The sequence below is a fragment of the Streptomyces sp. NBC_01216 genome (genome assembly GCF_035994945.1).
Lineage (GTDB): Bacteria > Actinomycetota > Actinomycetes > Streptomycetales > Streptomycetaceae > Streptomyces.
In genome coordinates, this window is record NZ_CP108677.1 from 4430198 (window position 1) to 4449107 (window position 18910).

The window sequence follows — 18910 nt, forward strand, 5'->3', positions numbered from 1 at the left end:
TCACAAGGAAAAGAGGCCCGATGGGGGCCGCGGAGGGCCTTTCGGGCCCTTGTGGGCCCCATCGGGGCTCTATCGCAGCCGTGAGGGTCCCTTCACGCCATGTTTCCCACGGGTGACCGCACTCGGTGGTCCGGCGTTAACGAGAGCTCTCCGGTCCAGTTCACATGGGGTGAGCAACGTCCGCCGCGAACCGGTGGTTCCTCCTCCGCCCATGACGTGGGTCACGTGGGGCGCGGAGTGTAGCAGAGGACCCCCAGGACCTTGTGAAGGGGCGCACGAGCGACCCCTGTCCGAGGGGTGGATACTCGATGGCATGAGCACCACGGAGCGTCCCAGGATCCTCGTAGTAGGCGGTGGGTACGTAGGCCTGTACGCAGCTCGACGCATTCTCAAGAAGATGCGTTACGGAGAGGCGACCGTCACGGTCGTCGACCCGCGCTCGTACATGACGTACCAGCCCTTCCTCCCCGAAGCCGCCGCCGGCAGCATCTCGCCGCGCCACGTCGTCGTCCCGCTGCGACGCGTCGTGCGCGGAGCCGAGGTGCTCACCGGTCGCGTCACCACCATCGATCAGGACCGCAAGGTCGCCACGGTCGCGCCGCTCGTCGGCGAGGCATACGAGCTGCCCTTCGACTACCTGGTCGTCGCGATGGGCGCGGTCTCCCGCACCTTCCCGATCCCCGGCCTCGCCGAGCAGGGCATCGGCATGAAGGGCGTGGAGGAGGCCATCGGCCTCCGGAACCACGTTCTGGAGCAGCTCGACAAGGCCGACTCGACGACCGACGAGGACGTCCGCCGCAAGGCGCTGACCTTCGTCTTCGTCGGCGGTGGCTTCGCCGGCGCGGAGACCATCGGCGAGGTCGAGGACATGGCCCGCGACGCCGCGAAGTACTACACCAACGTGAGGCGCGAGGACATGCGCTTCATCCTGGTCGACGCCGCGGACAAGATCCTTCCCGAGGTGGGTCCGGAGCTGGGCCGCTGGGGCAAGGAGCACCTCGAGGGCCGAGGCGTCGAGATCTACCTCTCGACCTCCATGGACTCCTGCGTCGACGGCCACGTGGTGCTGAAGAACGGCCTCGAGGTCGACTCCAACACGATCGTGTGGACCGCCGGCGTGAAGCCCAACCCGGCGCTCGCCCGCTTCGGCCTCCCGCTCGGCCCGCGCGGCCACGTGGACGCCCAGCCGACCCTCCAGGTCACCGGCACCGACCACATCTGGACCGCGGGCGACAACGCCCAGGTGCCGGACCTCGCCGCCCGCAAGGCCGGCGTGGAGAACGCCTGGTGCCCGCCGAACGCACAGCACGCGCTGCGCCAGTCGAAGGTCCTCGGGGACAACGTGGTCGCCGGCATGCGGGGCTTCCCGCAGAAGCCGTACAGCCACGCGAACAAGGGCGCGGTGGCGGGCCTCGGCCTCCACAAGGGCGTCGCGATGATCGTCATGGGCAAGATGAAGATCAAGCTCAAGGGCCGTCTCGCCTGGTACATGCACCGTGGCTACCACGGTCTGGCCGTGCCGACCTGGAACCGCAAGATCCGCGTCTTCGCCGACTGGACCCTCGCGATGTTCCTGAAGCGCGAGGTCGTCTCCCTCGGTGCCATGGAGACGCCGCGCGAGGAGTTCTACGAGGCCGCCAAGCCCGCCCCCGCCCCGGCCACCGCCGCGGCGAGCCAGGAGAAGGCCAAGGCCTCCTAGCCCCCCAGCGGGAACCGCAGGACCTTAGATGTCGAAGGGCCGTCCGCCATCCGTGGTGCGGACGGTCCTTCGGCATGTCCGGCCGGGTGTTTTGCCGACTCGTTGCGTGGGTCCGGGACTGTAATCGCCTACAGAGGGTGTTTACGTGGTGACGAGCGTTTCCGGGGCACGACATCACGGAGGTGTGCACCATGGCCGACGCCGCATCGCGGCTGACGACTCTCGCCGAGGACCTGCTCGGCACCCCGTTCCCCGTCCGTCTGCGGGCCTGGGACGGCAGCGAGGCCGGCCCCGAGGGCGGCCCCGTCCTCATCGTCCGCCGGCGCCGCGCCCTGCGCCGACTGCTCTGGAAGCCCGGCGAACTCGGCCTGGCCCGCGCCTGGGTGGCCGGGGAGGTCGACGTCGAGGGCGACCTCTACGAGGTGCTGGACCGGCTCACCGGACTGCTCTGGGAACGCGAAGAGGAGACCAGGAGCGCCCTGGGGTCCGTACGCGACCCGAAGCTCCGCGCCGCGGCCCTCGCCCTCCTCGGACTTGCCGGGCCCCTGCCGCCCCCGCCCCCGCCCGCCGAGGAACTCCGCCGGCGCAGCGGCTCCCGCCACAGCAAGCGGCGGGACAAGCAGGCCGTCAGCCACCACTACGACGTGGGCAACGACTTCTACGCCCTGGTCCTCGGCCCCTCCATGGTCTACTCCTGCGCCTACTGGACCGAGGGCGGCACCCTGGAGGACGCCCAGCGCGACAAGCTGGACCTCATCTCCCGCAAACTCGGCCTGAAGGAGGGCGTCCGGCTCCTCGACGTCGGCTGCGGCTGGGGCTCCATGGCCATCCACGCGGCCCGCGCCTACGGCGCCCGGGTCGTCGGTGTCACCCTCTCCCGCGAGCAGGCCGCCTACGCCCGCAAGCGGATCGCCGAGGAGGGCCTGGCCGACCGGATCGAGATCAGGGTCCAGGACTACCGGGACGTCTCGGACGGCCCGTACGACGCGATCTCCTCGATCGGCATGGCCGAGCACGTCGGCGCCGTCCGCTACCGCGAGTACGCCGACACCCTGTACGCCCTCCTGAAGCCCGGCGGCCGGCTGCTCAACCACCAGATCTCCCGCCGCCCGGAACCGGACGAATCCGCCTACCGTGTCGACGCGTTCATCGACGCCTACGTCTTCCCCGACGGCGAGCTGGCCCCGATGGGCCGCACCCTCACCCTGCTGGAGGACGCCGGCTTCGAGGTCCGCGACGTGGAGGCGCTGCGCGAGCACTACGCCCTGACGCTCCGCCGCTGGGTGGCCAACCTGGAGGGCGACTGGGCCCGCGCGGTGCGCGGCACCTCGCCCGGCCGGGCGAGGATCTGGCGGCTCTACATGGCCGCCTCGGCCGTCTCCTTCGAGCGCAACCGGATCGGCGTGAACCAGTTCCTGGCGGTCCGGACGCCGGTGTCCGGACCGTCGGGCGTCGGGCTGCGCCCGCGGGTCTGGAACGAGGCGCGTTAGCGCGCTGAGACCCTGCCCACCGGGAAGGGCCGGCACCCCCGGTACGGGGAGCCGGCCCTTCCTCCTGCTCGCCTCCTGCTCCCGGCCTTCCGGCCGGACGGCCCTACTCGGCCTTGATCGCGGTCAGCATGTTCAGCTTCGCCGCGCTGCGCGCGGGCCACAGCGAGGCCAGCACACCGACCAGTCCGGCCAGGAGGAGGAAGACGCCGATCCGGTCCCAGGGCAGCACCAGGGAATAGCCGGGCATGGTGTCCCGCAGGGTCTCGCCGATCGCCCAGCCGAGGAACGAGCCGAGCCCGATGCCGACCACCGCGCCGAACAGCGAGATGACCACGGCCTCCAGACGCACCATCCGCTTCACCCGGCGCCGGTCGAGGCCGATCGCCCTCAGCATGCCGATCTCCTGCTGACGCTCGAAGACCGACATCGCCAGGGTGTTCACGACCCCCAGCACCGCGATGATCAGGGCCATCGCCAGCAGGCCGTACATGATGTTCAGCATCGTGTTGATGATGCCGCCGAAGGATTCCCGGATGTCCTGCTGGTCCATGACCGTCATGGCCGGGTTGTCGCCGAGGGCCTTCGTCAGGGCCTTCTCCCCGGCGTCCGAGGCGCCGCGGTCCATCTTCACGAAGATCTGCGGGATGTACGGTTCGGCGCCGTGCGCGTCGAGGATCGCGCTGTCGAGGACGACCGGGGAGACGAACTCGCTGTCCTCGAAGACGGCGCCGACGGTCAGTTCGCCCTTCTTGCCGTCGGAGAACTCCACCGGGAGGGTCGTGCCGGCCTTCCAGCCCCGCATCCGTGCCGTCGTGTCGGCGACGGCGATCCGGCCGTCGGCCAGCGAGGCGAGCGATCCGCTCGTGACCTTCAGGTTGAGCACCTGCTCCACGGCGCCGGGGGTGACACCCGAGGCCGAGGCGAAGTCGCCCTTGATCTCCAGGGAGCCGGCCTGCTGCGGCGAGACGGCCGCGACGCCGGGAGCGTTCTCCAGGGCCGTCAGCGCTTCCCGGTTCAGTCCGTCGCCGCTGGCCATGGTGACCATGTAGTCGGCCTTGATCTGATCCGTCGTCATCCGGTCGACGGCCGAGCCGACCGTGACGCCCAGCACCGACAGTCCGGTGACCAGCGTCAGCCCGATGGCGAGCGCGGACGCGGTGGCACCGGTACGCCGGGGGTTGCGGACCGCGTTCCGGCCGGCCAGCTCGCCCGCCACGCCGAAGGACCTCAGGACCGGTCGCGCCAGCGCGATCACGGGGCGGGACAGCAGCGGGATCAACACGATCACGCCGACCAGGGCGAGGAAGGCGCCACCGCCGATCAGCATCCGTCCGTTGTCGCCGCCGGCGCCCGCACCGGCGACGATGCCGAGGGCGCCGAGGGCGGTGAGGACCGCGCCGACCGAGTTGCGCAGGACCAGGGACTTGGTGGTGGCCACCGCGTGGACGCTGCTCATCGCGGCCACCGGCGGGATCTTCGCGGCACGGCGGCCGGGCAGCCACGCGGCCAACATCGTGACCAGCACGCCGACGGCCAGCGCCGAGATCAGCGGGGTGGTGCCGATGACCAGACCGCCTTCCGGGATCCGCATGCCGAAGGAGGCCATGCCGGCCCGCAGGCCGACGGCCAGCAGCACGCCCAGACCGAACCCGGCGAGCGAGGCGACCAGGCCGACCAGACCGGCCTCGGCCAGCACCGAGCGGGTGATCTGCCGACGGGAGGCACCGACCGCGCGCATCAGGGCCAGTTCCTTGGTGCGCTGCGCGACCAGCATCGCGAAGGTGTTGGAGATCAGGAAGACGCCGACGAAGAGCGCGATGCCGGCGAAGGCGAGGAGCATCTGGTTGAGCGCGCTCAGCCCGGACTCGATCTGACGGGCCTGCTCGTCGGCGAGCGCCTGCCCGGTCTGGGCATCGGCCTCCTCGCCCACCAGCGGCTTCACCGCGGCCAGGATCGTGTCGGCGTCGGCGCCGGGCTCTGCGACGACCGAGACGTCCGAGAAGAATCCGGGCTTCAGGTAGAGCTTCTGGGCCACGGCGGTGTCGAAGAGGACCAGGCTGCCGCCGGCGTTCACGGCCCCGTCCTCGGTGGTGAAGACGCCGGAGAGGGCGTACTCCTTCACCGGGCCGTTGGTGGCGACACGGACGGTGTCGCCCACCTGGTAGCCGCCCTGCTCGGCGGTGTCCTTGTCGAGGGCGATCTGTCCGGCCTCGGCCGGGCCGCCGCCCGCGGTGAAGCGGTACGCGGGATCCCGGCCGTCCTCGCCGGGCGCGAAGTTGGCACCCCGGTTGGACCAGCCGACGCCGATCAGCTTGCCGTCCCGGTCGGGCACTCCCGCGAAACCGCCGACCCGGCCGGTCGCGGAGGCGACGCCGTCGAGGCCCGCGATCTTCTCCCGGACCTGCTCGGAGAGGCCCGGTGTCCCGGTCGGGTCGTCTCCGGTCGGACGGGCGGAGACGGCGACGGCCACGTCGCGGTAGCTCTTGGCGGACTGGTTGCGGAAGGCGTCGGAAAGCGTGTCGGTGAAGACCAGCGTGCCGGAGACGAAGGCCACGCCGAGCATCACGGCGAGCACGGTCATCAGCAGCCTGGCCTTGTGCGCGAGCACGTTACGCAAGGCGGTACGGAACATGGTGGGTGTCCTGGGGTGGGGCCGGCGCGAGGCGCCTGGGGCGCGTCGGGCGGGGAGGAGAAGGGCAAGGGGAGGGCGATGGGGAGGGCCCGCGCCGCCGGGCGTCGCCGGGACGGCCGGTGCGGGAGGGCGTCGCCCGGTCGGCCCGCGCGGACCCGGCTCCCGGGGGCGGGTGCCAGGGGGCGGGCGGCAGACGGCTGGGATGCCCGGGGCGGGCGGTTCAGGGCGGCGGCGCGGCCTCAGCTCGTGCGGCCCTTGGCGTCGAACGCCTTCATACGGTCGAGGACACCGTCCGCCGTCGGGCTGATCATCTCGTCGACGATCCGTCCGTCGGCGAGGAAGACGACCCGGTCCGCGTAGGAGGCGGCCGCCGGGTCGTGGGTGACCATGACGACGGTCTGGCCCAGCTCACGCACCGAGTTGCGCAGGAAGCCCAGCACCTCCGCGCCCGAGCGCGAGTCCAGGTTTCCGGTCGGCTCGTCACCGAAGATGATCTCGGGGCGGGAGGCCAGCGCGCGGGCCACGGCGACCCGCTGCTGCTGACCGCCGGAGAGCTGCGCGGGGCGGTGGCTCAGCCGGTCGGAGAGGCCGATCATGTCGATGACCCGCTCCACCCACTGCTTGTCGGGCTTGCGGCCCGCGATGTCCATCGGGAGCGTGATGTTCTCCAGCGCGGTCAGCGTCGGCAGCAGGTTGAACGCCTGGAAGATGAAGCCGATCTTGTCCCGGCGCAGCTGGGTCAGCTGCCTGTCCTTCAGCGTGCCGAGTTCGGTGTCGCCGATCCGGGCCGACCCGGAGCTGAAGGAGTCCAGGCCCGCGACGCAGTGCATCAGCGTGGACTTGCCGGAACCGGAGGGCCCCATGATGGCGGTGAACTCGGCCTGCCTGAAGTCCACGGAGACCCGGTCGAGGGCGACCACCTGGGTCTCGCCCTGTCCGTATACCTTCGAGAGATCCTGGGCACGGGCGGCCACCGCGGTGGCGCGGGGCACGGTGGTGGTGGTCTGCACGAGGGGGACTCCTGTCACTGCGGCTTGCGGGAACCACTCCATCGTGTCGGTCGTTCCGGAGCCGGTCGTCCGTCCACATGCCCGTTCCCGGGGCCGCCTGGAGTCGCATCGGGGAGCAGCACCCTCCTCCTGAGGTATGACGGAAACCCCGAGCCGTCCCGGTGGGTGCTCCCGCGCCGGACGCCCCGCGACGCGTGCGCCACCGGGCGGCGACTTTCCGTCAATCCGAAGCGCGCGTCTTTGCGCCTGCGAGCCCCGTCACCGTTTGCCCGGGGGGCCTCCCACCTGCGCTGACACACCCTCAGGCCCCAATAAAATAAGACAACATCGGGACGGCGTTCGGCTGAACGGGGGAAGCGCCCCGATAGGCTCATGTGCCAACGCGGAGACGCGCACCACGCCCGGATGGTGGAACGCAGACACGGCGAGCTTAAACCTCGCTGGCCTTCGGGCCGTACCGGTTCGAGTCCGGTTCCGGGCACAGCTCCCCCTCCTCGCACCCTCGCTCTCACCGGGATCACACAAAAGATCCTCCCCGAGCACTAGGGTGATTCTTTTGCTCGCGCATTACTCTTGACGCGAGGCTGCGCCGTGCGGCCATGGAGGAGTGAGATGAGGAGCAGTAACCCGGTCTTCTCGCGACGGGGGTTCAGCCGCGACAACGGCCCCGCCGGCTTCGACGGGCAGCAGCCGCAGGCCGGGGGCCCCGCCGTCGGGACGAACCCGTATGCCCAGGGCACCGGTCATCCCTACGCGACCAACCCGTACGCGACGCAGGACACGCAGTACGCCACCCCGCCGCAGGCCCGCGGCGACGTGATGACGATCGACGACGTGGTGAGCCGTACGGCCATCACGCTCGGCACGGTCGTCGTGACCGCGGCCCTCGCGTGGATCGTGATGCCGGTCGACCCGGCGAACCTCGGCAAGTCGTACGGCATCGCCATCGGTGCCGCGCTGGTCGCCTTCGTCCTCGCGATGGTCCAGTCGTTCAAGCGCACGCCGTCCCCGGCGCTCATCCTGGCCTACGCGGCGTTCGAGGGCTTCTTCCTCGGTGTCATCTCCGCCGCGGTCTCCACCTATATCTCGCCTGGTGTGGTGGTGCAGGCCGTCCTCGGCACGATGGCGGTCTTCGCCGGCGTGCTGATCGCCTACAAGATGCGCTGGATCCGCGTCACCCGCCGCTTCTACGGCTTCGTGATGGCCGCGGCGATGGGCTTCGTCCTGCTGATGGCCGTCAACATGCTCTTCTCGCTCTTCGACGGAGCCGGTGACGGCCTCGGCTTCCGCAGCGGCGGCCTGGGCATCCTCTTCGGCGTCATCGGCATCATCCTCGGCGCCTGCTTCCTGGCCCTGGACTTCAAGCAGGTCGAGGACGGCGTGACCTACGGCGCCCCGCGCCAGGAGTCCTGGCTGGCTGCCTTCGGTCTCACCATGACCCTGGTGTGGATCTACCTGGAGATGCTGCGTCTGCTGTCGATCCTTCAGGGCGACGACTGACACTTCCGCGCGGGCGACCGCGTGACGGAGTGAGAAGGGCCTGCCCGGCCGGGCAGGCCCTTCCGCGTGCCCGGAGGGGCGACGGTGCGCCGCCCCTCCGGTTCGGACGCCGCCGGTGCCCGCGTGTCAGAGCAGCCGACGGGCCGCTCTGCGCAGGTCGTACTCGTGGACGATCGCCTTCGCGTGGCCGTACGCGAGGTCGTGCGCGCCGCGGAGCCAGCTGACCTTCTCCTCGAAACGGACGAGGGAGGGGCCTTCCTCCACGGTGCGGAGCCAGTCGGACACTTCACGACCGGTGCAGTGGGGGATGCGGGCGAGCAGGTTGCGGTGGGTCTCTTCGGAGAAGACGTGGGACATCGGCGCCTCCGGACGCGTGTTGCCGTGTGCTTCTTCCCGTCACCGTGCCTGACCGTTCCCCCGTTGGCAACAGTCCCTCGAGGGCGCGTAGGGTCGCGGCGTGCTTGATACGACTGAACTGACCTCGGCCGTCGAGCGCTTCGCCGACCGGCTGCGGACCGCCCCGCAGAGCCGACTCCAGCGCGGAGCCGCCGCCGAAGGACTCGAACTGGCAAGGGAGTTGGCGCTGCGCGCGCAGCGCATCGAGGAGCCGCGGCACCCCGGCCGGATCATCCCGGACGCCGGAGTCTTCGCGGTCGCGGACCAACTCGTCGTCGCCGGTCGCGATCTGGCCGAAATCCTGCGAGCGGCCCCGGCCGATTCCCCGGAGCGGGAACGGGACGAGGCCGTGAGGCTGGTGCGTGAGGCTGAGGGCCGGTCGGGACTGTAGTCACCCGCGGAGCCGCGGGCGCCGGCCGGGACCCCGGCCCCGCTGACCGTACGGTCAGAGCGAGGCGATGACGCGGTCCGCCAGAATGTAGACGCTCCCGGAGTCGCCACAGGAGAACGTCAGGGCGTAGGCGCCCGAGACGCCCGAACCGCCCAGCAGCACCGGGGCGTGGCCCGCGCGCAGCGCCTCCGCGAGGCGTTCGGCGGTCTCGCGGTGACCGGGGGTCATGCAGAGCGTGGTGCCGTCGGCGAACACGTACACGTCGAGCGTGCCGAGCGGGCCGGGACGGACGTCGGTCAGCGCGGTGGCCGTGTCGGCCAGGTCCTCGAGGCGGGCCACCGTGCGCTCGTGGTCCGTCACGACGGGAGTCTGGACCGGCACGAAGTCCGGGTGCGACGGGTGTCTGCGGCGGGCCGCGGCGAGCTCCGGGGAGTCCTCGGTGTACTCGGTCAGCTCGGGGAACTCCTCCAGGACGCTCTCCGTGGCGACCCCGTCGAGAGCGGCGGCCTCCGCCTCCATCGCCTCCAGCGCCATCGCCTCCAGACCCACGAAGTCGGCCTGGCGCGGGACGAAGAACGGACCCTCCTCGCCGGACCCCGGCAGGCCGCCGGGCAGAGAGGGCGCGTCGGCCGAATCCCGCACCTCCTGCGCCGCCCAGAAGGCACGCGCCTCGGCGAGCTCCCGCTCCCGCTCCTCGGCCAGCGCCTCGGCGACCGCGGCGCGTATCTCGGCGGCCGGCGTCTGACGGGCCGCAGGGACGGACACGCCCTGTGGGGCGGCGAGTTCACTACGGAGAGCAACGACCTGCTTACGGAGACCGTGGGCAGCGTGCAGGGCGGCGGCGCCCACGGCCGTGGCGGCAGCCGTGGTCACCAGCAGGGCAAGAGACATGGCGCTCACTGACGTACTCCCGATTCCGAGTCGATCCCCCGACTTCCTACATCAGCTTGGCGTGGGAGTGCGCCTCCTGTCAGTGCATTACGTCACGAATTGGACAGGTATTTATGCCCGATGTTTAGTCCCGATGTGCCCGTGACCTGCGAAAACGACTCTCCCCCGGGATATAGGTCACATCCTGGGGGAGATTCGGTCACGGCTGGGACGCGGAGCGGTTCGATCCGGCGCCGTCAGGCCGTGGGAGCGCTGTCGGCCGAACCCCGCACAGGCCGGCGGACGCGCGCCGCGCGCCGCCCGGCCGCCGGAGCCGCCGCCCCACGAGACGCTCACCCTCCGCTACGGCTCAGAGCCTGTCGGGTGGCCTTCGGTCGACAGGCTCTCAGCCCGACCGCCGGGCCGTGCCGTTCGCGTGGTGCCTCGCCACCGCGGCTCAGCTCAGTCGCTCGATCACCATCGCCATGCCCTGCCCGCCGCCCACGCACATCGTCTCCAGGCCGAACTGCTTGTCGTGGAACTGCAGGCTGTTGATCAGCGTGCCCGTGATGCGGGCACCGGTCATGCCGAAGGGGTGGCCGACGGCGATCGCGCCGCCGTTGACGTTCACCTTGTCCAGATCCAGTCCCAGCTCCTGGTACGAGGGGATGACCTGCGCGGCGAACGCCTCGTTGATCTCCGCCAGATCGATGTCCCCGACGCCCAGCCCGGCGCGCCGCAGTGCCTGCTTCGACGCCTCGACCGGACCGAGGCCCATGATCTCGGGAGACAGGCCCGAGACGCCGGTCGAGACGATGCGGGCGAGCGGCGTCAGACCCAGCTCGCGCGCCTTCGTGTCCGACATGATGACGAGCGCGGCGGCACCGTCGTTGAGCGGACAGCAGTTGCCCGCCGTCACCAGACCGTCGGGACGGAAGACCGGCTTGAGGCCCTGGACGCCCTCCAGGGTGACCCCCGCGCGCGGGCCGTCGTCCGCCGAGACGACCGTGCCGTCCGGCGTCGTCACCGGCGTGATCTCGCGCTCCCAGAAGCCGTTCTTGATGGCCTGCTCGGCGAGGTTCTGCGACCGTACGCCGAACTCGTCCATCTCCCGGCGCGAGATGCCCTTCAGGCGCGCCAGGTTCTCGGCCGTCTGCCCCATCGCGATGTACGCGTCCGGGACGACGCCGTCCTCGCGCGGGTCGTGCCAGGTGGAACCCTCGGACGCGGCGACGGCGGCCGTCCGGGCCTCCGCCTCGGCGAAGAACGGGTTGTGCGTGTCGGGCAGCGAGTCGGAGTTGCCCTTCGCGAAGCGGGAGACCATCTCGACACCGGCCGAGACGAAGACGTCGCCCTCTCCGGCCTTGATGGCGTGCAGCGCCATGCGGGAGGTCTGCAGGGAGGACGAGCAGTAGCGGGTGATCGTGCAGCCGGGCAGGTGGTCCATTCCCATCTGCACCGCCACGATGCGGCCCAGGTTGTTGCCCTGCTCGCCGCCCGGCAGACCGCACCCGAGCATCAGGTCGTCGATGTCCCGCGGGTCCAGCTCGGGAACCTTCGCGAGAGCGGCCTGGATGATGGTCGCGGTGAGGTCGTCGGGCCGCAGGTCCTTCAGGGAGCCCTTGAAGGCCCGGCCGATGGGGGAGCGGGCGGTCGAGACGATGACGGCTTCGGGCATCACGGCTCCATGAGGGGTACGCGGTTCTGGCAGGACTGAAGGGGAAGTTACCTGTACGTATCGCATCGGTCACCGTGCAGACGGTGTGATGCCGGACTCTTTTCTAAGCGAGCGCTCACTTTTCTCCTGGAGGACTCCTCCCCCTCCGGCCCCTCCCCGAACCCTCCGCGCCCCGAACCCTCGCCGGTCCGGGGCGCGGCACATCCCGCACCGGCGGCTCTGGGCGCCCCGTGAGCCGCCCGCTGCCCGGCGGGGGCCCGCCGGGCCCCCGCCGGGCAGCGGGCGGCTGGGTGCCCGCCCTCAGGGGCGGCGGGCGTCCGCCTGGGAATCGGCCGGCTCCGGTGCGGCCTCGGGCAGACGCCGCCGCCTGCGGTGCTTGAGCAGTGCCCAGGGGGCCCGGGCGCCCGTGACCTCCGTGCCCGCCTCCCGCACGGCCTCCGCCGCGGCCTTCGCCACCGGGAGCATGTCCTCGTGGCGGTCGGGCTCCAGCCGGTCCGTGCCCGGCCACACGCCCAGCGCCGCGCACAGCGTGGGCAGCACCGCCATCGCGGCCGTCGCGTACCCCTCCGCCGACGGGTGGAAGTTGTCCACCCCGAACATCTCCCGCGGGTTCGCCGCGAACTCCGGGCCCAGCAGATCGCCCAGCGACACCGTCCGGCCGCCCTGCTCGACCACCACGATCGTCTGCGCCGCCGCCAGCTGCCGCGACACCCGCCGGGCCAGCCAGCGCAACGGCTGGTACACCGGCTCGATCGTGCCCAGGTCCGGGCAGGTGCCGACGATCACCTCCGCGCCCGCCGTCCGCAGCCGCCGCACCGCCGCCGCGAGAGACCGCACGGACTCCGTCGGCGGCATCCGGTGCGTCACGTCGTTCGCCCCGATCATGATCACGCAGACGTCCGGCGGTCCCGCCGGCGTCGCCAGCAGCAGGGAGACCTGGCGCTCCAGGTCGTCCGAGCGGGCTCCCGGCAGCGCCACGTTCCGCAGCACCACCGGACGCTCCGCCACCGCCGCCAGCCCCGAGGCCAGCAGTGCGCCCGGTGTCTGGCCCGCCCGGCGGACCCCCTGGCCCGCCGCCGTCGAATCACCCAGAAGGGCCAGCCGCAGCGGGACGGAGGCGGGGTCCGAGGACGCGAACGAGCGCCCGTAGAGCCCGTCGGCCCCGGGAGGCAGCGGCGCGACCCCGCCGCCGACCGACCTCTTCGCCAGCTGGACCTCGGCCAGCAGGACGCCGACGGCCGCCACTCCCAGCAGCCCGATGCTCCCGCCGCCGAACGCGGCACCCGCCGCGATCCGCCGTGCCACCCTCGCCCTCGACATGGGGGCAGTCACCTCCTTCACGCTGTTCAGGATGTAACTGCCCCGTAACCGGCTCCGACTACGCATACGCTGGCTCCACCATTACGGAGACCCCGGAGATTACGGTGCAATTCCACGACTCGATGATCAGCCTCGTCGGCAACACCCCGCTGGTGAAGCTCAACAGCGTCACAACGGGCATTCAGGCAACCGTCCTGGCCAAGGTCGAGTACTTCAACCCGGGCGGCTCGGTCAAGGACCGCATCGCCATCCGCATGATCGAGGCCGCCGAAGAGAGCGGCGCGCTCAAGCCCGGCGGCACGATCGTCGAGCCGACGTCCGGCAACACCGGCGTCGGTCTCGCCATCGTGGCCCAGCAGAAGGGCTACAAGTGCATCTTCGTCTGCCCCGACAAGGTGTCCACGGACAAGATCAACGTGCTGCGGGCGTACGGCGCCGAGGTCGTCGTCTGCCCCACCGCCGTCGACCCCGAGCACCCCGACTCGTACTACAACGTCTCGGACCGACTCGTCCGTGAGACCCCGGGAGCCTGGAAGCCCGACCAGTACTCGAACCCGAACAACCCGCGCTCGCACTACGAGACCACCGGTCCCGAACTGTGGGAGCAGACCGACGGGAAGATCACCCATTTCGTCGCGGGCGTCGGTACCGGCGGCACCATCTCGGGCACCGGCAAGTACCTGAAGGAGGCCAGTGGCGGCCGTGTCGAGGTCGTCGGCGCGGACCCCGAGGGCTCGGTCTACTCAGGCGGCTCCGGCCGTCCGTACCTGGTCGAGGGTGTCGGTGAGGACTTCTGGCCCACCGCCTACGACGCGACGGTCACCGACCGCATCGTCGCCGTGTCCGACAAGGACTCCTTCCAGATGACCCGCCGCCTCGCCAAGGAGGAGGGCCTCCTGGTGGGCGGCTCCTGCGGCATGGCGGTCGTCGCCGCGCTCGAGGTCGCCAAGGACCTCGGGCCCGACGACGTCGTGGTCGTCCTGCTCCCGGACTCGGGCCGCGGCTACCTCTCCAAGATCTTCAACGACGAGTGGATGGCGGACTACGGCTTCCTGGAGGACACCGACTCCGCCACCGTCGCCGACGTGCTGCGCCACAAGTCCGGCGGCCTTCCCTCGCTGGTCCACATGCACCCCGAGGAGACGGTCGGCCAGGCCATCGAGGTGCTGCGCGAGTACGGCGTCTCGCAGATGCCCATCGTCAAGCCCGGCGCCGGTCACCCCGACGTCATGGCCGCCGAGGTCGTCGGCTCCGTCGTCGAGCGCGAGCTCCTCGACGCGCTGTTCACCAAGCGCGCCTCCCTGGAGGACCCGCTGGAGCGTCACATGAGCGCCCCGCTCCCGCAGGTCGGCTCCGGCGAGCCGGTCGCGGACCTGATGACCGTGCTCGGCGCGGCGGACGCCGCGATCGTGCTGGTGGAGGGCAAGCCGACCGGTGTCGTCAGCCGCCAGGACCTGCTCGCCTTCCTCGCGAACGGCGGCGTCAAGCACCCCGTGAAGTAGCGGTTCGCCGCTCGCGCGGGTGTTCGCGAAACCGGTACGAGGGCGACACGTACCCGCAGCACCCGCTTAACACGCGTCCGGCACATTGGTGGATGTCGGCGTCAAGGACAACGGAGCGGCTCCCGGACCTCCTGACGACGCCGCGGACGCGGCGGCCGGCCCTGACCCGGGCCCGTGTCCCTCGCGGGGACCGCCGTCGTCCCGCCCCCCAGTGATGGGGGTGCGGCGGTCCCCGCCATACCTCCCCCGAGGGCCGGGTCCTCCTGGTGAAGCCGGCGGGACCCGGCCCTCGGGGCACGCCGTACCCGCGGTCAGAAGGCGTCTTCCCGGGCCTCTCGGCCCTCGGTGCGACCGGGTAGGCGGTCGCGGAGGGCGTGGAGGGCGTTCACGCCGACGATGCCCGTCCAGGCGACGAGCAGCCCCGGGAGGTGCGCCTCGGACGCCGCGATCGCCGACAGCGGGACGGCCAGGACCAGCGAGACGATCCCGAAGCCGAAACGTTCCCCGAAGCCCTCGATCCGACCGCTGGACGGCGAGCGGCCGTCCCGGGCCGACGCGGTCCGGGACTCGGCCAGACGGCGGCGGACCCGGCGGTCGACCGCGGAGTCGAGGCTTTCCTCGAACCTGGCGAGGAAGGACTCGATCAGCGCGGTCTCGTACTCCGTGCCCAGCTCCCGGCGGACCCGCAGGGTGGCGTCGAGCCCGGTCCTGAGTTCTTCGTGACGGGTGGGGTCGTGGGAATCCATGGGCGCCACCGTACGGAGAGCACCGGCTTCCGTCAGTGGGGACAACCCCCGGTTCTTCTTGCTCTGCTGCATATCCTCATGCAGAGTTCGGGGTGGATGAATAGCAGGAAGGGGGACGGCGTGAGCGACAGCCCGGCCGGACGGCTGCAGGTGCTCTTCGAAGGGCATCGGCTGACACCGACGCAGCGGCGGATCGCGCACTGCATGGTGCGCCGAGCCGCCGACGTCCCGTTCCTGTCCAGCGTGGAGCTGGCCGAGCTCGCCGGGGTGAGCCAGCCGTCCGTCACGCGTTTCGCCGTCGCGCTCGGCTTCGACGGGTACCCCGCGCTCCGCCGTCATCTGCGCGAGGTCGCGCCGGCCGAGCGGAAGGCCGAGGAGCGCGCGGAGCACAACGAGTACCAGCAGGCCGTCCTCGCCGAGATCGAGAACCTGCGCCATCTCGCCGGGCTGCTAGCCGACCCCGAGCCCGTCGCACGCGCCGGGCGACTGCTCGCCGCGTCCCGGCCGCTGCCGGTGCTCGGACTGCGCGCCGCGTCGTCCCAGGCGCGCGGGTTCGCCTACTTCGCGGCCAAGGTCCACCCCGACGTCCGCCTCCTCGACGAGGGCGGCTCGATGCTCACCGACCGGATCGACGCGGCCGTGCGGGCCGGGTCCACGGCCCTGCTCTGCTTCGCGCTGCCCCGCCACCCCCGGGAGGTCGTGGAGGCGCTGGAGCACGCGCGTGGCATCGGACTGACCGTGGTGACGGTCGCCGAATCGGCCTTCGCCCCCGTCGCCGCCCACAGCGACCTGCTCATCCCGGCCGCCGTCGGCACCGGCCTCGCCTTCGACACGGCCTGTGCGCCGATGCTGCTCGGGCGGGTCCTGCTGGAGGCGATGGCGGACGAACTGCCGGACGCCCAGGCGCGGCTGGAGGAGTTCGACACCAAGGCGGCGGCGCGGGGTCTGTTCGTGGAATGACCCCGCGGACGCCGGCTCAGATGTCCAGCTCGGCCTCGATCTTCCTCAGCTGGTGACGGGCCATGGCGAGGTTCGCCCGGTCCTTGCTCAGCGCCAGGTAGAGGAACAGGCCGTTGGTGCCCCGGCCCTTGAGCAGGCGGATCAGGTGGTACTGGCCGCTGAGCGTGATGAGGATGTCCTCGATGTCGTCGTTCAGGCCGAGCATCTCCATCGTCCGGACCTTGGCGCGGACCACGTCCGTGTTGCCCGCCGCCGCGACGTTGAGGTCGAGATCCTTGCTCCCCCCGATCGTGCCCAGGGCCATGCCGCTGGTGTAGTCGACCAGGGCGGCGCCGATGGCGCCTTCGATCGTGGCGGCTTCCTTCAAGGACGTCTCGGTGTTCGCCATGGGTGTCGCACTTCCTTTTCGTGTTCGTCTTCTGTGGTGTGTTCGTACGGGTGGTCTTGTCGGGGATCAGGGCAGGTCTTTGCGTTCCAGTGCCTCGTCGACGAGTTCCCCTATCCGGGCGCTGGAACGGCGTGCCTCCAGGTGGAGCCGCCCCACGTTGATGCGAGGTTCCGCGAGGAGCGTGAGGACCGCAGAGCCACCCGCGGCGTAGGTGGCGACATAGCCGTGGTCGCCGCGGACGAGCAGTTCGCGGAAGCCGCCCTGCCCGGTGGAGTCGGTCAGCCGCAGTGCCACGCCCAGGGCCGCCGCCGTCAGTGCCGCCACGCTCTCCGCCTCGCCGTCGACCGTGTCCTGGGCGAGCACCAGGCCGTCGGCGCTCGCCGCGAGGGCTCCGGTGAGCTGGGGCAGCCGGGCGCGCAGCCGTCTCAGCTCACCGAGCACCTCGGCTTCTGCGGTCATCAACTGTCTCCTCTCGGCGCGCATGCGCAGGGCACGCCTCATCACAGACTTGCCTCCAGGGCGTCACGGAGCCGGCGCAGCAGGGCGATGTCCGGGTCGGCCGTCATCTCGCCGACCCAGGGCGGCAGGGTCGGCACGGGTTCCGGTAGCGGGTCCAGCGGGGTCACGACGAGTCCGGCGGCTGCGAGGCGCCGGACGTCGAGCAGGGTGTGGAAGGCCGGCCGGCCGAGCAGCCGGGCGATGTCCGCCGGAGTCCGGGTGCCGTCGGCGACGGACAGCAGGGAGCGCTGACGCGCGCTCACGGTCTGGCCGGGGGCGGCCGGGCGCGGGAGGACCGGGGCGCCGTCCACGGACGCGTACGGCCAGACCTGGTCGAGCAGCTCACGGCGGCGTACGGTCTCGCGCTCGACGGCCTCGGTGGAGACCGGCCGCACCGAGCCGAACCAGTGGCCGACCCCGTAGCGGAAGCGGGTCGGCCCGCTGCCGGGCGCGAGGGCGAAGAAGGCGGCGTCGAACACGGCTCCGAGATGGCAGATCTCCAGCTCGCCGCCGTGCAGCCGGCCGCTGTCGACGAGGAACCGGCCGACCGCCCGACTGGCCCCGGCCCGGTCCACGGCCTCGTCCCAGCGCTCCCGGGGCAGCCGCCCGCCGGTGGTCAGCAACACGTCGAGACCGGGCGCGGCGGGGCTCTCGGCGTGGACCACCCGTCCGTCGACGAGGTACAGCGTGCCGTGGTCGCGCAGCAGGGCCCCGGTGGCGCGTTCCTCGGCCAGCCGGACGAGCATGGGGGAAACGGTCATCCGAGAACCAGTCTCTCGGCCAGGTCGCGCAGCCGTATCCGGGCCAGCGCCAGGTTCCCCGTCTCGCGGTCGAGCCACAGGTGCAGGAAGACGCTGCTGTCGAAGGCCGTCTCCACGAAGCGCAGCACGTGGTAGCCGCCGCGGCAGGTGACGATCAGGTCCTCGACCGGCGGGCCCTTGGGTAACTCCGCCGCGCCCTGCGGGCCCTCGCCGGCGGCGAAGGAGTCGTACTCCGCTGCCGCGCGGGCCAGTTCGGCCGTCTCGGCGGCGGTGGTCTCGTGGTCGCCGACCGGCGAGTCGCCTGCCGTGCCGAGCGCGAGGCCGCTGGTCCAGTCGACCAGGGAGGCCCCGAGCGCGCCCGGCAGGGTCATCGCCTCCATCAGGCACTCGTCGATTCCGGGCACGCGGGTTCCCCTCCCGATGCGGCGTGCGGGTGTACGGCAGTGACGGAGACGTTACTCAACGTTCCTGCCGTGGGGAGGAGTTCTGGCATTTTCCATCGGAACATGCCTCAGGCTGATTGAATGCGCTCCGCTTCTGAGCGGAGTCGCCCGCGCGCGCCCCGCGCGCCGGGTCCCGCGCCGTGCTCCGCGCCCCCGTAGGGTCAGCCGTGGCGCTGCACCGCGACCGCGACGTCCGCCAGGTCCCGGGCCACCGCCCTGCGGACCGCCCGCGACCCGAGGTCGCCGAGCAGCCGGGCGAGCAGGCCGGACGCAGCGCCGCCGGCGGGGGTCGCCGAGAAGGTCATTCGTACCATCGTCGCGCCCGGCCCCGCGGGCCGGAGGGTGAACTCCGTCACGTAGTGCATGCCGTGCGAGTCCGCCTCGACGACATACCGGTCCGGCGGCTCGCTCACCGTCACGCGCATCTCCTCGGTGGCCTCCCGGCCCAGCATCCGCCGGGTCTCGCGCCAGCGGGTGCCGACCCCGAAGCCGCCCTCGGTGAGCACCTCGACGCGGTCGACCCCGCCGAGGACCCGTTCCAGGCCCTTCAGATCGGTCAGTGTCTCCCACACCGGCCCGGGGGTGGCCTCGATCCGGCGCTCGACGACGACGTTCTTGGTGGTCAT

18 protein-coding genes and 1 tRNA gene are annotated in these 18910 nt (G+C 71.5%); 7 read left to right on the forward strand and 12 right to left on the reverse strand.

Annotated features, from left to right (window positions below; all coding sequences use genetic code 11):
- The first annotated feature begins 313 nt into the window (after window positions 1-313).
- Both OG393_RS19715 and OG393_RS19720 read left to right on the forward strand, forming a co-directional pair.
- Window positions 314-1699 (forward strand): NAD(P)/FAD-dependent oxidoreductase, encoded by a 1386-nt coding sequence (locus tag OG393_RS19715; RefSeq protein WP_327375990.1) that lies wholly within the window; start codon window positions 314-316, stop codon window positions 1697-1699.
- Window positions 1700-1890: 191 nt separating this feature from the next.
- Entirely contained in the window at window positions 1891-3189 is a 1299-nt protein-coding gene (locus OG393_RS19720) for a cyclopropane-fatty-acyl-phospholipid synthase family protein (protein ID WP_327375991.1), read from the forward strand.
- Window positions 3190-3292: 103 nt separating this feature from the next.
- Here OG393_RS19720 and OG393_RS19725 read toward each other — a convergent pair whose 3' ends face one another.
- Together OG393_RS19725 and OG393_RS19730 are read right to left on the reverse strand one after the other, a co-directional pair.
- Entirely contained in the window at window positions 3293-5821 is a 2529-nt protein-coding gene (locus OG393_RS19725; protein WP_327375992.1) for an ABC transporter permease, read from the reverse strand.
- A gap of 239 nt (window positions 5822-6060) precedes the next feature.
- Entirely contained in the window at window positions 6061-6873 is an 813-nt protein-coding gene (locus tag OG393_RS19730; RefSeq protein ID WP_327375993.1) for an ABC transporter ATP-binding protein, read from the reverse strand.
- 357 nt (window positions 6874-7230) lie between these two features.
- On the opposite strand from OG393_RS19730, the gene OG393_RS19735 reads away from it, so the two are divergent.
- Both OG393_RS19735 and OG393_RS19740 read left to right on the forward strand, forming a co-directional pair.
- Window positions 7231-7312, forward strand: a tRNA-Leu gene (locus tag OG393_RS19735).
- Window positions 7313-7443: 131 nt separating this feature from the next.
- Entirely contained in the window at window positions 7444-8331 is an 888-nt protein-coding gene (locus OG393_RS19740; protein WP_327375994.1) for a Bax inhibitor-1/YccA family protein, read from the forward strand.
- A gap of 126 nt (window positions 8332-8457) precedes the next feature.
- Here OG393_RS19740 and OG393_RS19745 read toward each other — a convergent pair whose 3' ends face one another.
- Window positions 8458-8688: a DUF4287 domain-containing protein gene (locus tag OG393_RS19745; protein WP_327375995.1), complete on the reverse strand. Its 231-nt coding sequence runs from the start codon at window positions 8686-8688 to the stop codon at window positions 8458-8460.
- A 100-nt stretch (window positions 8689-8788) separates the two neighbouring features.
- Here OG393_RS19745 and OG393_RS19750 point away from each other — a divergent pair, with 100 nt between their 5' ends.
- Window positions 8789-9118, forward strand: a complete 330-nt coding sequence (locus tag OG393_RS19750; RefSeq protein WP_327375996.1) for a hypothetical protein — start codon at window positions 8789-8791, stop codon at window positions 9116-9118.
- Between the two features lie 54 nt (window positions 9119-9172).
- Here OG393_RS19750 and OG393_RS19755 read toward each other — a convergent pair whose 3' ends face one another.
- The 3 genes from OG393_RS19755 to OG393_RS19765 form a co-directional block, all read right to left on the reverse strand.
- Window positions 9173-10009: a hypothetical protein gene (locus tag OG393_RS19755; protein WP_327378482.1), complete on the reverse strand. Its 837-nt coding sequence runs from the start codon at window positions 10007-10009 to the stop codon at window positions 9173-9175.
- A 436-nt stretch (window positions 10010-10445) separates the two neighbouring features.
- On the reverse strand, window positions 10446-11666 hold the full coding sequence (locus OG393_RS19760) for an acetyl-CoA C-acetyltransferase (protein WP_327375997.1): 1221 nt from the start codon (window positions 11664-11666) through the stop codon (window positions 10446-10448).
- A 300-nt stretch (window positions 11667-11966) separates the two neighbouring features.
- Window positions 11967-12971: an SGNH/GDSL hydrolase family protein gene (locus OG393_RS19765; protein WP_327378483.1), complete on the reverse strand. Its 1005-nt coding sequence runs from the start codon at window positions 12969-12971 to the stop codon at window positions 11967-11969.
- Between the two features lie 119 nt (window positions 12972-13090).
- On the opposite strand from OG393_RS19765, the gene OG393_RS19770 reads away from it, so the two are divergent.
- Entirely contained in the window at window positions 13091-14488 is a 1398-nt protein-coding gene (locus OG393_RS19770; RefSeq protein ID WP_327375998.1) for a cystathionine beta-synthase, read from the forward strand.
- A gap of 311 nt (window positions 14489-14799) precedes the next feature.
- Here the strand turns inward: OG393_RS19770 and OG393_RS19775 are convergent, their stop codons facing one another.
- Window positions 14800-15234, reverse strand: coding sequence for a hypothetical protein (locus OG393_RS19775; protein WP_327375999.1), 435 nt, complete (start codon window positions 15232-15234; stop codon window positions 14800-14802).
- A gap of 96 nt (window positions 15235-15330) precedes the next feature.
- Here OG393_RS19775 and OG393_RS19780 point away from each other — a divergent pair, with 96 nt between their 5' ends.
- Window positions 15331-16194: a MurR/RpiR family transcriptional regulator gene (locus OG393_RS19780; protein WP_442817330.1), complete on the forward strand. Its 864-nt coding sequence runs from the start codon at window positions 15331-15333 to the stop codon at window positions 16192-16194.
- 16 nt (window positions 16195-16210) lie between these two features.
- On the opposite strand, the gene OG393_RS19785 is transcribed toward OG393_RS19780, so the two are convergent.
- The 5 genes from OG393_RS19785 to OG393_RS19805 all read right to left on the reverse strand — a co-directional run bounded on the left by OG393_RS19785 (window position 16211) and on the right by OG393_RS19805 (window position 18910).
- A complete protein-coding gene (locus OG393_RS19785; RefSeq protein ID WP_327376001.1) occupies window positions 16211-16582 on the reverse strand; it encodes a hypothetical protein in 372 nt (123 codons plus the stop codon).
- A gap of 66 nt (window positions 16583-16648) precedes the next feature.
- The gene (locus OG393_RS19790; RefSeq protein WP_327376002.1) at window positions 16649-17083 is read right to left on the reverse strand and encodes a roadblock/LC7 domain-containing protein; all 435 of its coding nucleotides are present in this window, start codon (window positions 17081-17083) and stop codon (window positions 16649-16651) included.
- Complete coding sequence (locus tag OG393_RS19795; protein WP_327376003.1) at window positions 17083-17841, reverse strand: transcriptional regulator; 759 nt, start codon at window positions 17839-17841, stop codon at window positions 17083-17085. Before OG393_RS19795 ends, OG393_RS19790 begins: the two co-directional genes overlap by 1 nt.
- A complete protein-coding gene (locus OG393_RS19800; RefSeq protein WP_327376004.1) occupies window positions 17838-18245 on the reverse strand; it encodes a hypothetical protein in 408 nt (135 codons plus the stop codon). Before OG393_RS19800 ends, OG393_RS19795 begins: the two co-directional genes overlap by 4 nt.
- 200 nt (window positions 18246-18445) lie before the next feature.
- Window positions 18446-18910, reverse strand: a complete 465-nt coding sequence (locus tag OG393_RS19805; protein ID WP_327376005.1) for an SRPBCC family protein — start codon at window positions 18908-18910, stop codon at window positions 18446-18448.

Coding starts and splice junctions, on each gene's coding strand:
- OG393_RS19725 (WP_327375992.1), bottom strand. CDS start 5,821: ATGTTCCGTACCGCCTTGCGTAACGTGCTCGCGCACAAGGCCAGGCTG.
- OG393_RS19755 (WP_327378482.1), bottom strand. CDS start 10,009: ATGTCTCTTGCCCTGCTGGTGACCACGGCTGCCGCCACGGCCGTGGGC.
- OG393_RS19730 (WP_327375993.1), bottom strand. CDS start 6,873: ATGGAGTGGTTCCCGCAAGCCGCAGTGACAGGAGTCCCCCTCGTGCAG.
- OG393_RS19760 (WP_327375997.1), bottom strand. CDS start 11,666: ATGCCCGAAGCCGTCATCGTCTCGACCGCCCGCTCCCCCATCGGCCGG.
- OG393_RS19740 (WP_327375994.1), top strand. CDS start 7,444: ATGAGGAGCAGTAACCCGGTCTTCTCGCGACGGGGGTTCAGCCGCGAC.
- OG393_RS19805 (WP_327376005.1), bottom strand. CDS start 18,910: ATGACCACCAAGAACGTCGTCGTCGAGCGCCGGATCGAGGCCACCCCC.
- OG393_RS19775 (WP_327375999.1), bottom strand. CDS start 15,234: ATGGATTCCCACGACCCCACCCGTCACGAAGAACTCAGGACCGGGCTC.
- OG393_RS19745 (WP_327375995.1), bottom strand. CDS start 8,688: ATGTCCCACGTCTTCTCCGAAGAGACCCACCGCAACCTGCTCGCCCGC.
- OG393_RS19790 (WP_327376002.1), bottom strand. CDS start 17,083: ATGAGGCGTGCCCTGCGCATGCGCGCCGAGAGGAGACAGTTGATGACC.
- OG393_RS19715 (WP_327375990.1), top strand. CDS start 314: ATGAGCACCACGGAGCGTCCCAGGATCCTCGTAGTAGGCGGTGGGTAC.
- OG393_RS19785 (WP_327376001.1), bottom strand. CDS start 16,582: ATGGCGAACACCGAGACGTCCTTGAAGGAAGCCGCCACGATCGAAGGC.
- OG393_RS19795 (WP_327376003.1), bottom strand. CDS start 17,841: ATGACCGTTTCCCCCATGCTCGTCCGGCTGGCCGAGGAACGCGCCACC.
- OG393_RS19720 (WP_327375991.1), top strand. CDS start 1,891: ATGGCCGACGCCGCATCGCGGCTGACGACTCTCGCCGAGGACCTGCTC.
- OG393_RS19780 (WP_442817330.1), top strand. CDS start 15,331: ATGAATAGCAGGAAGGGGGACGGCGTGAGCGACAGCCCGGCCGGACGG.